This window comes from Psychrobacter sp. Ps4 (genome assembly GCF_022129285.1).
Classification (GTDB): Bacteria; Pseudomonadota; Gammaproteobacteria; order Pseudomonadales; family Moraxellaceae; genus Psychrobacter; species Psychrobacter immobilis_A.
In genome coordinates this window covers 16,392-30,843 of record NZ_JADQAK010000010.1, presented here as the reverse complement: position 1 = coordinate 30,843, position 14,452 = coordinate 16,392, and the positions used below count along the sequence as shown (strand labels likewise).

Here is a 14,452-nt window from a genome sequence, read left to right as displayed (position 1 = left end):
GGGGTTTTTCTTTTCTAGGTGTTGTTTTCTAAGCGTTATTTTTTACGCTTTGCTTTCTGCTACTACATTAGCGGCTTTATTTACTGTTATCTTAAAGGAATCTATTATGACCATACACATCGATATGCCAGCGTTACTGACTATAAATAAGAAGGCATTTACCCAGCATAACCTCGTCAAAAAAAGCATGATAAGCACTTCTATTCCAACAATCTTAGCAGGCGCTTTATTGATGGTATCTACCGCACATGCTGCGCCTGAAATCGCCATCACTTCGTCTGCTGGTAGTAGCACTACCGTCGTTGAGCAGTATTCTGACGGTAAAACCGCAACCATTACAGCGATACCACACGGCATCACTATGCAAGACGGCATGCCTTATGCTGTGACTCAAGTAACTAACGTTCCACGCTATACGGTTCGCCAAGTAGCCAGTAATGGTGCGAGCAATACGGTCGTCACCCAAGGCAGCACCACGGTTACGAGCGTACCTGTGACTAACCAGGTCACCAATCAAACCAGCAAGGTTGATGTCATAGCCGTGCCGACGACTAGCGTGACGCAAGTATTGCCTGTGACGACGGCTACCCAATTGCCAGTCATCAATACGCCAACGACAACCGTAGTAACGAACCAACCTGCAACGACGCAAATAGTATCTACGTCTTTAGATGCTCTGCAACTGACCCCGACCTTTAGTACGCCTGACGTGGTGAATGCACAAACCAAAGTGATGAAAATATTAAAAAATAAAGATGGTCGCGAAGTGGCTGTACCTGCGAACCATATCGCACCTGGCGACATCATCGAATACCACACCACTTATACCAATACCACGGCACAACCCGTCACTGACATCAATGCCATGGTGTCACTGCCAAATGGCGTGCAATTAGTATCATTGAATAGCCCTCTACCAACGCTTGCGACAACAGGCGGCGACAGTTATCAGACTATCCAACAAGTTGGCAATACTGTAGTCATCACGGAAAATTACTCTGGACTCAAATGGAACTTGGTAGATCTTCCTGCTAACGCACCGCAAACGGTTGTTATACGTGCGAAGGTTCAGTAAAAATTAGATCTGAAAGTTTAGATTTGAAAGTATTGTTATTTAATTAATCTTAAAATTAGTAAAAGGTCTTGCCGGCTAATTTCTTAGTCAGCAAGACCTTTTTGATGAGTGTACCTTATTCCTTAACAACCAACCTTTTGCTATAGTGCAATTAATTCAAAACAAGTATCTGGTCATTATTTCCATGTATAAATTTACTCCTCTCTATGCATTGGTTTTTATTATTTATAGCTGTATTTTTAGTTCTATATCTTGGGCTGAAGCTGCCGAACCAGAATTTGACGCTAGCTTTTATATGTCGAAAATTTGTACTGCATATATAACTAAGAACGATAATGAATTTTGCGATGATGGTTATATCCTTAAAAGCGAAACGTTAAATAATGGCGAAGTAATAGAAACCGTGCTTATGAATGGAATAGGTCATTACGGCTGGAACCATACTTCGCTCAAAAAAATCGATAAAGATACTTATCATGTCTATATCGGCTGTGGCAACCCGTGCGGTGCTAATATGCTATTTGGTCGTGGCGGCAAGGAGCAATACTTTGGCCGTTATTTCACCTTTGACCTAAACAGTCGGTGTAGCGTTGGATATAATAATGATAAACAATTATGGACGGCTAGCCGATTTTTTTCAGATAAAGAAATCGATTTTCCTTCGACCTATGACCCAGACGCTTTTGCAGCTTACCCCAAGTACAACGTCGAGTTTGACAAAAAAGGACGTCTCATTGTCAAAGAATACTTCTCAGAAGAAGTGGTTCAAACGTTGCCTAATCCCTGCTCTCATAATTAAAAAAATTTCATAAATAGCACGACAACAGTTGTCGCATGAAATAAATATTTCTTCAATAATTCCAGTGACTTACAAGCCTATTTGCTAAAATAGTAGCCAATAAATGAATTGGTAATCTTATGGCCACCATCAATTATGAACGACTACAAGGCAAGCTCAATATTTTAGCGGATGCTGCTAAATATGATGTTTCTTGCTCATCCTCCGCTGGTACGCGCAAAAACCAAGGCGGTGGTCTGGGCGATGCTTCTGCAACTGGTATTTGTCACAGCTATACCGAAGATGGCCGCTGCGTCAGCTTGTTAAAAATCCTCTTAACCAATCACTGTATATACGATTGCGCGTATTGCACCTCACGTAAAAGTAATGACACCCCGCGCGCTGCTTTTAGCGTCGAGGAAGTCGTTGATTTAACCATGCAGTTTTATCGTCGTAATTATATCGAAGGGTTGTTTCTGAGCTCAGGTATCTTTAAAAGTGGCGATTATACGATGGAACGCTTGGTCGAGGTCGCCAAGATATTACGTACCCGTGAGCGTTTTAATGGCTATATCCACCTAAAAACCATTCCGGGTGCATCAAAAGAGTTGCTATTAGAAGCTGGTCTGTATGCTGACCGCTTAAGCGTTAATATCGAGATTCCGACCAAATCAGGTCTAGCACTGCTCGCCCCAGAAAAATCACATGATGAATTAAAAGCACCGATGGAAACGGTTAAAACTGAAATTATTACGATCAAAGAGAGCCGTAAAACCCATAAGAAAGCACCGAAATTTGTGCCAGCAGGTCAAACCAGTCAAATGATTGTTGGCGCGAGTAACGAGACTGACTTGCAAGTAATTCAGTTATCGAGTCATTTTTATAAACAGTATGATTTAAAACGCGTTTACTATTCTGGCTATGTGCCGATGCTATCTGACAGTCGCCTGCCCGCGATTGGAACGCCAGTGCCGATGATACGTGAAAACCGTCTGTATCAAGCGGATTGGCTGATGCGTTTTTATGGCTTTGGCGCGCATGAAATCGTTGAACCTGACTCGCCATTTTTAGACTTAGACTGCGACCCAAAGCTTGCTTGGGCAATCCGCCACCGTGAGCATTTTCCGGTTAATATTCAAACCGCAAGCTATGAGATGATTGTGCGTATCCCGGGCATTGGTACTAAGACGGCTAAAAAGATAGTAAAGGCGCGCAAGTTTAATCAGTTGACGCTTTATCATCTCAAAAAAATGGGCGCGGCGGTCAATCGCGCCAAATACTTTATCGCAACTACCGGAAAAAACGAACATTTAGCGCATTTAACGCGTGATAACTTCCGGCAATATGTATTGGCACAGACGCAGACCAAGTATAAAGACCAGCGTAATGGGCAAATAGCTTTGTTTTAAGCATCAAGATTATTTATAAAGTGAGCCACCACTATTAGAGCATCTTGAGATAGCAAATTAGGATAAATAATGTTGCAGTCATTGTCAGAAATCGCTGAAACCCAAACTTATCATCTGGGTCAATTAACACCCAGCATCGTGCTTTATGAACCAAGTTTTGAGGGTTGGCTGAGTGCGGTATTTTATGTCTATGCCAATAAACTGCAAAACGATGATTCTCTACAGTTAATCGCTCAAGATTGCTATGTACCTTCATTAATCGCACAAGCAACTAGCGTTACTACTGATGAAGACAATGCCGAACGCGTACTGATAAAGCTGAATAAGCTCTTAGGTCGCTCGGGTATGCGCAATATTCTGTGGGGATTTTTATCCGAAAAAGACAATATCGGTACGACTCTGTTTCAAGTGGTCAAATATGCCATTGACTACCCTAGCCGCCATATTATGGAAGACTTGGGTAATCTCAATGTCTTAGAGCTGGTGCAAACTGTCAAATCGGTCGGTCGTGAGAAACATCGTATGGAAGCCTTTGTACGTTTTGAGCATACCACTGACGATATCTATTTTGCGCGAGTGGAGCCTGATTTTAATGTATTGCCTCTGATTGGCGAGCATTTTCGGCAGCGCTACCAAGACCAACACTGGGCGATTTATGATTTATCCCGTGGCTATGGCATTTATTATGATAAAAGCAAAAGTACGCTTAAACGCCCCGCTGCCCTGCAAGCCATCACTGATTTAGATAATGCCGTGCTGCGCAATCCTGCCAGTATTCATAGCGAGGATGAGCAGCGCTATCAAAAATTTTGGCAAGGTTACTTTACCAACGTCAATATCAAAGAGCGTAAAAACCCACGTTTGCATAAGCAATACTTGCCGCAGCGCTATTGGAAATACTTAAGCGAAAAGCAAGTACTGCCCAATGCCGAGCATTTACAGAAACGTCGCTAGTGACTTTTATCCTTCGATTCAAGCCTTTATGCGTATCTCTCTTAGAAACTCGACCATATAACCTTATCTTTTTATCTTGATGGTTGAGTTTTGGCGGCTTTTAACTGACAATAGCCACTTGTTATTATGAACTGGTCACCAATGCCATTATGAAAGTTATGCGCTTATTGTCGTCTTTAAAGCATGATGAATCCGAGCGCGGTATTTTTCATCTTGGGCGCGCATTGGTCAAAAATGGCCATACCTCCATCATCGTCTCTAGCGCCGATGAAGATAATGATCTGGTCAAACGTCTAAAGCGTGATGGCAATAACTACCATCAGCTACACATGAATAAAAAGTCTTGGCTGTCGTTACTACAAGTCACGGCGCTGCGGCGTTTAATTGAAGAGTACGATCCTGACGTGATCCATGTGCACTCACGCACACCTGCATGGATACTGCATTTGGCATTGCGCCGCGCCCGTGTCAAGCGGATACCAAAGCTAGTGTCAACCATGTATGGTTTTTATCCGATCAATAAATACTCTCAAGCCCTACTTGATGTCGATACCATCATTACCGTCTCCGATAGTGTGACCAATTATCTAAAAAAAGGCCTGCGCCGAGAAGATGCAGACCCTAAAGTCATCAAACGCATCTACCGTGGTATCGATACGCGCCGTTATCCTTATCGTCATAATCCGTCTGTTTATTGGTTGCGGCATACTTTTGCTGAATATCCTGAGCTTGAGCATAAAAAGTGGCTGGTATTTCCAACCATTATTGGCAACGAATATGGTCAGGAATGGCTGATTGATATTTTGGGCAACTTGCAAGAGCAGTTCCCTAACATCCATGTCATTATCATGGATGATGATTATAGAGATGGTGACGTCGCGCATGAAGATTTCCGCCAACGCACTAATACATTAGGGTTGGCTGATCGCATTACTTATGTAGGCAGCAAACGTAATGACATGCGTGAATGGCTCTCAGCCGCCAATATCGTCATGGCGCTTGCGAATGAGCCTGAATCAATCGGCATCAACGCCTTACAAGCGATTCATTTAGGTACACCCGTTATTGGTTGGGATCAGGCCGCATTTAGTGAGATTTTACAACCGCTATATCCTCAAGGGCTGGTCAAAAAATACAATGCCAATGCGCTATGTAAAGCCGTGAGAAATCAATTAGAAAGCATCACACGCCCTGAAATGACCAATAAATTCACCATGCGTGAGATGATTGAAGAAACCCTCGCTGTCTACCAAGGTTTATATGACGACTCACTCGCAGAGGAACAAGCTGCAAGCGATGCCGCTGCTGTCAAAAGAATTAACAAGACGCTAAAAAAATCCTCTAAGCCCACTAGTAAGAAGCCTGAGTCTGCTTATGTCGCGCTTGCACCAGCCGATAAACAAACTAAAGTAAAGCTTGTCAAAGAAAAGCCTAAAGCGATGAGTACCTCAAATTCGCCTACTGACTCAGACACGCTTCAAAATCATAAAGACCTGTAAGCCTATCACTTTGTTACTTAGGCTAATATCTAACAGCTTGCTGGGGCGTGTTTTCACAATGAATTATTTCATACAAAAAAACGCGGCTTCTATTTTTAGAAGCCGCGCGGGAAATCACTATGGTTATTTAAACATCAACTTAAATGGCTATTAAAATGCTCATCTAATAAGTCGTCGGGGTGTGCGCACTAACAATGCGAGTCACGCCATCAGTAGGGTTGATAAAAGTATGCGGGCGAATGGTATCAATCACGTAGCTATCACCTTGGTTTAATAGATACGTCGTCTCATCGATACGGATAAGAATCTTGCCTTCAATAACGGTGCCAATCTCTTCACCTTCGTGGGCGATTTTTTCTTCCGTTGAGCTGTTCGGTTGATACACCTCAATCAAAAAACCCAAATTCTTGGTGGTACTACAGTTATATACCTGTCTTAGCGACACTCTGCTACTCGGTTCACTCAGCTCCAACAAATCCTTTGGCGTTACTACAACTCTCGCCTTTGGTTCCTTCCATTCATCACTAAAAAACGTGGTCAAATCAGAACCCAATACCGCCAAAATTGCCTTTAGCGTATTCACTGCTGGACTGACTTTATTGCGCTCAATGGAGCTGATAGAAGTATTGGTTAATCCTGACAATTTCGCAAGCTTACGTTGCGAGTAGCCTTTTGCGAGACGCAGCTGATTGATCTTTTTACCGATATCCTCTTCTGGCGACTCGTCATTTTCGGCTGATATCGCTGTCTCAGAGTCTGTCAGCTCATCTTCATCATCACCACTGATGTCGTCATCTGTATCGATATCAGCCGCTTTATCACTGGCAACATCAGCGTCAATGCCGTTATTAATATCAATGTCAGTGCTGGCATTGTCTACATTGCCTTCAGTAGTGCTATTCAGTTTGGGGTTTGCTGGCATAGTGAATGAATTCCGTGAATAGAAATTTGGACAAGTCGTCTTGTGCATAATTTAACTCAGGATGCCATTGTACACCAATCATAAATGGATGTTGCAACAAGCTGATGGCTTCGACCAAACCATCAGGCGCTAGAGCCTCAACGAATAAACGCGCGCCTACTTTATGGATTGCTTGTTTATGTAGCGAGTTAACGTGCCATTTTTCACTAAAGGCAGCAAGTCTGCCATTTGCTTGAATAATCACGTCATGAACTGGCTGATACTGCACTTCAAGTGGCTGAGTATTGTCCTCTAAATGTGGCTCATAAAACCCCTCCACTTCCCGCCAATCAGGATGTAGCGTGCCACCAAAATGCACATTCATCTCTTGCAAACCTCGGCAAACCGCTAGTAATGGAATGCCAGTCTTGTCTGCATAATCCAACAGTTTAAAGCTCAGCTCATCACGACCCAAGTCTTGTTTCGCTTCGATATGCGTCGCGCCATAACGCGTTGGTGCCACGTTACTATAACTGCCCGTTAACAAAATCCCATCTGCGATATTCAGTAGCGCCTCAAAGTTTTCGCTATCGGCAGCAGTATTTGGCAGCAGTATGGGATTGCCACCATAAAAATTCACGGCATCGATATATTTTTGATACACCGCTTGTGCTGGCTGCCCATCAACCATCTTATGACAAGAAACAATAGCAATAATAGGTCTAGAATTTTTCATACCGTCTTCCCTAGTTATAACAAATAGACCTCATCGTCTATATTGCTCAATCCTTTATTTAGCTAAAATTTAACACAGCATCTCATAAAATGTAAACTATAAATTTCAATATTGCCGATATTAATAATAAAATTGGAAAAATGCATTAATTTAAGATAATTTTAAATAAAAATTGACAACTATAGTTTTCATACATATATTGGAAGTTATCAGCGAGACACTAGAGCAGAGTGTAATTTTTACAGTTAATCGTAGCGCTCTAAAAAGATATATAGGTAAGTAGTTAATATCATTAATGAAATTAACTTTTTATAATTATTAGATATGCGTCTTTTGATGAATATAGACAACAACTAAGCACCGTATTACCAACTACTGCTCTATCAAGTGTTAGTTATAAATTTCATCACTGGCTCATACACACTCACTATCAACACGTAATAACAGTCGTAACCACAATCCCAGTAATTCTAAACATTCATAGGAAGAATAGACATGACGACAACCAATGGAATGGTCGAATCTGCAAACAACACAGAATACGTTTATGTTGCGGCAGGTGATATTAATGGCTTACTTCGTGGTAAGCGCATCCCTTTCAATCAAATGGAAAAAGCAGAAAATGGTGCGATACGATTGCCTTTATCTATCTTAGGTGTCGATATTTGGGGTGCTGATGTCATCGAGTCTTCTCAATGTAATGGCGATATCGATGCCATTGCCCGTCCTACTGGTCGTGCCGCCTATCCGCTTCTCAATACCAGTGCGCCTTCATCGCTATTGCCCGTTTGGCTTTATACAGAAAACAACGAACCTTATTACGGTGATGCCAGACACGTTTTGGATTACATCAGCAAAAAATTCCAAGCACTTGGTCTAACTCCAGTGATGGCAACGGAGCTGGAATTTTATTTGGTTGACTATACTGAAGGCGAAACCCCAAGACCACCTATCCGTCCCAAAAGCGGTCTAAGACTGAATAAAACCTCAATTCTGAGTATCAATGATCTATTACAATTCGATGAATTTTTAGACGAAGTTTATGCACAGTGCGAAAAGCTCGATATCCCAGTAGATGCCGCTTTGGCGGAGAACGGCTGTGGTCAGTTTGAAATTAATTTATTGCACGTGGACGATCCACTAAAAGCCGCCGACGATGCTATTTTGTTCAAACAGGTCGTCAAAGCCGTCGCTGCTCGCCGTAAACTCACCGCGACATTCATGGCAAAACCTTTTGGTCTACAATCGGGGAATGGTTTTCATGTGCATTGCAGCTTATTAGATAAAGACGGCAATAATGTCTTTGATGATGGGTCAGATGAAGGCTCAGATATCTTGCGCCATGCAGTCGCTGGATTGTTAAAGACCATGTCAGATTGCACGTTGTTATTTGCCCCACATGTGAATTCTTATCGCCGCTTTACACCCGGTACGCTAGCACCAAACAATGTGTCATGGGGTTATGAAAACCGCACGGCGGCAGTACGTATCCCTGGTGGCGATACCAAAGCACGTCGTATCGAGCACCGTGTATCTGGTGCTGATGCCAACCCTTACCTGGTTTGTAGTGCGGTACTGGCAGGCATGTTATATGGCATCGAAAACAAGTTAGATGCACCAGAACCCGTCAATAGCATCACTTATAACGAAGCGGAACTGAAGACCTTACCGTTGGATTGGCTCTCGGCCATCCGTAAATTTGAGAGCAGCGATATCATTGATTCGCTATTCCCAAGCGAGATGATTGAGCTGTTGATTGCCGTCAAAAAGCAAGAAGCCAAACGCTTTGCCCAGCAAGTGACCAACCTTGAATACCTCACCTATTTACAGGATGTGTAATATGTCAAATAGCAACGCGACACCAACGACCAACAAGCCGTCTAATAACACGCGCAATATCCCGCACTATTCAGACAAAGGTCAGTATCCTGACAGCTATTACGCTGCCAGTCGCAACCCTAAGCCAGATAGACCGACGTTAGAAAATGATATCCAAGTAGAAATCTGCGTGGTCGGTGGCGGCTTTAGCGGTTTATCCACTGCCCTACATCTCATTGAAACCGATCATGAAGTCGTGGTACTCGAAGGCGCGCAAATTGGTTGGGGCGCATCAGGTCGTAATGGTGGTCAGATCGTCAACGGTCTAAATGCCAGCCTACAAAAAATCAAAAAGTCTTATGGTCAACAAAACGCAGATTTCGTCGGTCAGCTAGTGACTCGTGGCGGCAAAATTATTCGCCGTTTTGTCAACGACTACGATATCAGCTGTGATCTCAAAGAAAAAAATATCTTTGCGGCGCTAAACAACGGACAGCTGAAAGACTTACAAGAAACGCATGCGCTGTGGGAAAGCCACGGTATGCATGATAGAGAGATGCTGGATAAAAATGGCATTCAAGAACATATAAAATCAGATGCTTATGTAGGCGGCGTCATTGACCATTCAGGCGGACATATTCACCCACTAAATCTTGCATTGGGTGAAGCAGCGGCTATCGAACAAGGTGGCGGTACTATTTATGAAAATACCTTGGTGGTAGATATTGAGTATTCCGACGACTCTATCAAAGTCATCACTGAATTTGGCTCTGTCACTTGTAAACAAGCGATTCTGTGCGGTAATGCTTATCTTAATAAAGTTATTCCTAAGTTGACTGACCGTGTCATGCCTGTATCGACACAAATCATCGCGACCGAGCCGTTAGGTGACTTAGCAGACCAGTTACTGCCAACCGATGTCTGTGTCGAGGATGTCCGCTATATTTTGGATTACTATCGTCTCTCAGCAGACAAACGTATGTTATTTGGAGGCGGTACGGTCTACGGTGGACAAGATCCCGCCGACATCACGGCTAAAATCAGACCCAACATGAATAAGATTTTCCCAGAGCTGCGTGATGTCAAAATCGACTACGCGTGGAGTGGTAATTTTGCCTTGTCTTTTTCTCGTGTACCACAAATGGGCAAGCTGCACGATCGGGTATTTTTCGCTCATGGTTACAGTGGTCATGGCGTGACAGGCTCACATCTGTTCGGACAAATCTTGGCTGATGCCATCAACGGCAAGACCAAAGAGTTTGACGCTTTTGCGCAAATTCCTTGGATTCCGTTCCCAGGTGGTCGAGCACTGCGAGTCCCTTACTCGGTCATGGGCTCATGGTGGTATGCGCTAAAAGATACCACTGGTATGTAAACGCATAAAAGCCTTGAATAATAAACACTGAATGAAGTGCTTTTATTTCAAAAGCTGTCGTTACATTGACCTGTCATAGCAATGGATTGTTGTGATTGGGCTCGATAGAAAGTTAATTCGCTACTGTCTATCGAGCGTCAACCATAGAATAGAGCTTGTTTAAAAAAATAATGATGTTTTACAGGGAGCGTAAATATGAACATGAAGCTCAATGACGCTGTCGAAGGACAGTATCATAATAAGCGAGTATTTCTCACCGTGCTAGGCGCAATCGCTATCTACTTAGCGTTTGCGTGGCTATCTACCAGCCGTGCCCCAGACCAATCTTGGGGCGCCTTATCTTTACTACCAACATTACTAGTATTAGTCACTGCCATTGTCTCTAGGCGACCATTTGAATCCATGATCGCAGGCTGTGTCGCTGGGCTCGTGATGCTCAATCCTTTTGATTTGGTCTCCCCTTTTGCAGACAACATGTCGATGGTGCTGGGGAATGAGACCATTATTTGGATTGTTCTCGTCTGTGGTCTAATGGGCGGTCTCATTCAACTGCTTGAGATCAGTGGGTGTCTAGATGGCTTTAGTGAGTGGCTACAAAAAATCATTAAGTCGCGCCGTCAGTCATTACTGGCCACCTTTGCTTTGGGCGTGGTGGTTTTTATCGATGATTATTTAAACTGTCTAGCCGTATCAACCTCCGTCAAAAAACTCACTGACGTCTATAACGTCTCTCGTGAGAAGCTTGCTTATATCGTCGATTCAACCGCCGCACCGATGTGTATTATCGTGCCTATTTCTACTTGGGCGGTCTATTTTGCCGGTCTTTTAGAAGAAAACGGCGTGGCTGGCGATGGTGAAGGTATTGGGCTTTATATCAGCGCGATTCCTTATATGGCGTATGCTTGGTTTGCACTTTTGATTGTATTCTTAGTCGCGTATGGCATTTTGGGTGACTGGGGACCGATGAAAAAAGCCGAGGCACGCGCCAAAGCGGGTAACCCTGTTCCTGAAGCCTTTGTAGAAGAGCAACTGATCTCAAACGTCCAAGCCAAGCGTAAGCTGTCGTTCAAAGCTAATATCGCAAACTTTGCTTTCCCAATGATTTTGTTAATTGTCTCGACGGTCTACTTCGAAATCGATCTATTACGCGGTGCATTATTGACCTGTTTTGTGACCGTCGTTGTCTATTGGATGCAAGGCATTTTAAGTTTTGAGACGCAAGTTGAAGCCATCTTTAAAGGCTTTAAAGTCATGCTTTATCCGCTCTCAACTGTTATTGGTGGTTTTTTCTTAAAAGCCATTAATGATGAGCTTGGTATGACCTCATATGTGATTGAAGCTATTACGCCTTATATGACGATTATTATTTTCCCTGCCGTAATTTTTGCCGTCATGGCTTTCTTAACTTTTGCCACATCATCAAGCTGGGGGCTGTATGTCCTTGCCATGCCGATTGTCTTTCCAATCTCTATTGCACTAGGCGTTAGCACACCCCTTATGATTGGCGCATTGTTATCAGCATCATCATTTGGTAGCCATGCTTGCTTCTTTAGTGATTCATCGCTACTTGCCGCGCAAGGTGCTGGCTGCTCCCCTATGCAGCATGCCTTTACCCAGTTCCCCTATGCCATGCTCGGCGCGGGTTTATCCGTCGTCACCTTCTTAGGATTGGGTTATATGATGGCTTAAGCCAACCTTAGCGCTATTATTGTAATCATTGACTAACGGGCAATGAAAGATTGTTCGTTAGTCAATAAAAACAGCCCTTTTATATGGTACTCACTAATAAATACGATAAGGATTTGGCTCATGCGAAATGTTACCGTTGCTACGACTCAAATGGTATGTGGTTGGGATATACAACAAAATATTGCCACTGCTACTGAGTTGGTCACCAAAGCCGCCAACGCTGGCGCCAATATCATTTTGCTACAAGAGTTGTTTGAGACGCCTTACTTCTGCCAAGTTCATGACTTTGATTACTTTACCCTTGCGACCACAGTTGCAGATAATGCGGCCATCAATCACTTCAAACAGTTGGCTAAAAAGCTGAAAGTGGTATTACCGATTAGTTTTTATGAAAAGTCAGGCAATACCTTTTTTAATAGCGTGACCGTGATTGATGCCGATGGCGAGATACTTGGCACTTATCGTAAAACGCATATACCAGATGGTATTCCTTATGCCGAAAAATTCTACTTTACCCCTGGCGATACTGGATTCAAAGTTTGGCAAACCAAGTATGCCAAAATCGGTGTCGGTATTTGCTGGGATCAATGGTTCCCTGAGTGTGCTCGTAGCATGGCATTAATGGGTGCAGAAATACTGTTTTATCCGACTGCGATTGGTGATGAGCCAACATTGGACATCGACTCAAAAAGTCATTGGCAACGCTGTATGCAAGGTCATGCTGCCGCTAATCTTATGCCAGTCATAGCATCCAATCGTATTGGCACTGAAACCATTAGCCAAAATGGCAACGACAGCACCATGCAATTCTATGGTAACTCGTTTATCACGGATGGTCGCGGTGAGATCATCCAAGAAGCGTCTAAAGATAAAGAACAGATACTTAGTACGACTTTTGACTTAGATCAACTGGCTATCGAACGTCAGCAATGGGGCGTTTTCCGTGATCGTCGTCCATCGATGTATGGCATGTTGCTGACTCATGGATAAAGTTTGTTAACAAGCAAGCTCACTCGCGCTATCGTCAAATAAGGTGCTCTATATGTCATTATTACCGAACCAATCAATCACTGGCTCAACACCACAACAAGACGGCTTTTACATGCCAGCAGAATTTGAGCCTATACAAAAAATATGGATGGTATGGCCATACCGTGCTGATAACTGGCGACAACAAGCCGCTCCTGCTCAGAGAGCTTATGCTGATGTCGCATTGGCAATCAACAGATTTTGTGAGGTTGGCGTACTGGTCAATCCTGATAATTATCAATCATGCCGCGATAGTCTACCTGCTGACATCGACGTCATATCCATGCCCAGCAACGATGCGTGGGCGCGTGATACTGTGCCGACATTTTTAATCAATGAAGCAGGTGAGCTACGCGCTTGTGATTGGACATTCAATGCATGGGGCGGCGACTATGACGGACTATACTCGCCGTGGGATGACGATGATAAGCTGGCTGAACGCTTATGTGACCATCTAGATATCAAACGCTATCGAACGAATGACTTTGTGATGGAAGGCGGTGCATTTCATGTCGATGGTGAAGGCACGGTTCTGACCACACGTATGTGTTTGCTCAGCCCTGGACGTAACCCGCACCTAACCGAAGCTCAAATTGAAGACAAGTTAAAAGCCTATCTCAATGTGCAAAAAGTACTGTGGATTGATGACGGTATCGATCCTGACGAAACCACTGGTCATATTGATGATATTGCCTGCTTTGCACGCCCTGGTGAAGTGGTTTGTTTATACACTGATGATTCTGAGCATCCGTTTTATAAAGCAACACAAAAAGCCTATGAGCAGCTATCTAATATGACCGATGCCAAAGGTCGCCGCCTAAAAGTCCATAAGCTTTGCTGTACCAAGCAACCTGTTACTTTACCTGAGGACCATGATATTGAGCAGTCTGACGATGCTAAGGCACGTCATACTGGCGATGTTTGTATCGCTTCGTATGCCAATTTTTTAATTTGTAATAATGCTATCATCGTACCGCAATATGATGATGAAAATGATTCATTAGCCATCGAGCAGCTTGAAAAAGTATTTCCTCAGCATCAGGTAGTGGGAGTACGCACAAAGGAGATTGTCTTTGGCGGTGGTAATATTCACTGTATTACTCAGCAGCAGCCAAAATCATCAATTAAAAGCATTAACTAAAATCATCAATTAAAAGCACCCGCATAAAAATATAGACCCAAATGGATT

At 43.4% G+C, this 14,452-nt stretch carries 12 protein-coding genes; 10 read left to right on the top strand and 2 right to left on the bottom strand.

All coding sequences use genetic code 11. The features are described from left to right. Positions 1 to 106 precede the first annotated feature (106 nt). The 5 genes from I3252_RS07455 to I3252_RS07435 all read left to right on the top strand — a co-directional run bounded on the left by I3252_RS07455 (position 107) and on the right by I3252_RS07435 (position 5,715). The gene (locus I3252_RS07455; protein ID WP_238034742.1) at positions 107 to 1,075 is read left to right on the top strand and encodes a hypothetical protein; all 969 of its coding nucleotides are present in this window, start codon (positions 107 to 109) and stop codon (positions 1,073 to 1,075) included. Between the two features lie 184 nt (positions 1,076 to 1,259). Then, positions 1,260 to 1,874: a hypothetical protein gene (locus I3252_RS07450; RefSeq protein ID WP_238034741.1), complete on the top strand. Its 615-nt coding sequence runs from the start codon at positions 1,260 to 1,262 to the stop codon at positions 1,872 to 1,874. Between the two features lie 119 nt (positions 1,875 to 1,993). After that, entirely contained in the window at positions 1,994 to 3,262 is a 1,269-nt protein-coding gene (locus I3252_RS07445) for a putative DNA modification/repair radical SAM protein (RefSeq protein ID WP_238034740.1), read from the top strand. Between the two features lie 69 nt (positions 3,263 to 3,331). Continuing rightward, positions 3,332 to 4,216 (top strand): TIGR03915 family putative DNA repair protein, encoded by an 885-nt coding sequence (locus I3252_RS07440; RefSeq protein ID WP_238034739.1) that lies wholly within the window; start codon positions 3,332 to 3,334, stop codon positions 4,214 to 4,216. Between the two features lie 149 nt (positions 4,217 to 4,365). Further along, entirely contained in the window at positions 4,366 to 5,715 is a 1,350-nt protein-coding gene (locus tag I3252_RS07435; RefSeq protein ID WP_226951683.1) for a glycosyltransferase, read from the top strand. A 163-nt stretch (positions 5,716 to 5,878) separates the two neighbouring features. Here I3252_RS07435 and I3252_RS07430 read toward each other — a convergent pair whose 3' ends face one another. After that, a complete protein-coding gene (locus I3252_RS07430) occupies positions 5,879 to 6,637 on the bottom strand; it encodes a cupin domain-containing protein (RefSeq protein ID WP_238034738.1) in 759 nt (252 codons plus the stop codon). Then, the gene (locus I3252_RS07425) at positions 6,612 to 7,352 is read right to left on the bottom strand and encodes a gamma-glutamyl-gamma-aminobutyrate hydrolase family protein (protein ID WP_238034737.1); all 741 of its coding nucleotides are present in this window, start codon (positions 7,350 to 7,352) and stop codon (positions 6,612 to 6,614) included. The genes I3252_RS07430 and I3252_RS07425 overlap by 26 nt, the downstream gene beginning before the upstream one ends. 495 nt (positions 7,353 to 7,847) lie before the next feature. On the opposite strand from I3252_RS07425, the gene I3252_RS07420 reads away from it, so the two are divergent. From I3252_RS07420 to aguA, 5 genes are all read left to right on the top strand, one after another. Further along, positions 7,848 to 9,191 carry a glutamine synthetase family protein gene (locus I3252_RS07420; RefSeq protein WP_238034736.1) on the top strand — a complete coding sequence of 448 codons (1,344 nt, stop codon included), beginning with the start codon at positions 7,848 to 7,850 and terminating at the stop codon, positions 9,189 to 9,191. A gap of 1 nt (position 9,192) precedes the next feature. After that, the gene (locus I3252_RS07415; protein WP_238034735.1) at positions 9,193 to 10,545 is read left to right on the top strand and encodes an FAD-binding oxidoreductase; all 1,353 of its coding nucleotides are present in this window, start codon (positions 9,193 to 9,195) and stop codon (positions 10,543 to 10,545) included. A 195-nt stretch (positions 10,546 to 10,740) separates the two neighbouring features. Beyond that, on the top strand, positions 10,741 to 12,234 hold the full coding sequence (locus I3252_RS07410) for a Na+/H+ antiporter NhaC family protein (protein ID WP_238034734.1): 1,494 nt from the start codon (positions 10,741 to 10,743) through the stop codon (positions 12,232 to 12,234). Between the two features lie 120 nt (positions 12,235 to 12,354). Next, entirely contained in the window at positions 12,355 to 13,224 is an 870-nt protein-coding gene (aguB, locus tag I3252_RS07405; protein ID WP_238034733.1) for an N-carbamoylputrescine amidase, read from the top strand. Positions 13,225 to 13,276: 52 nt separating this feature from the next. Next, positions 13,277 to 14,404, top strand: a complete 1,128-nt coding sequence (aguA, locus tag I3252_RS07400; protein ID WP_238034732.1) for an agmatine deiminase — start codon at positions 13,277 to 13,279, stop codon at positions 14,402 to 14,404. The last annotated feature ends 48 nt before the right edge of the window (positions 14,405 to 14,452 follow it).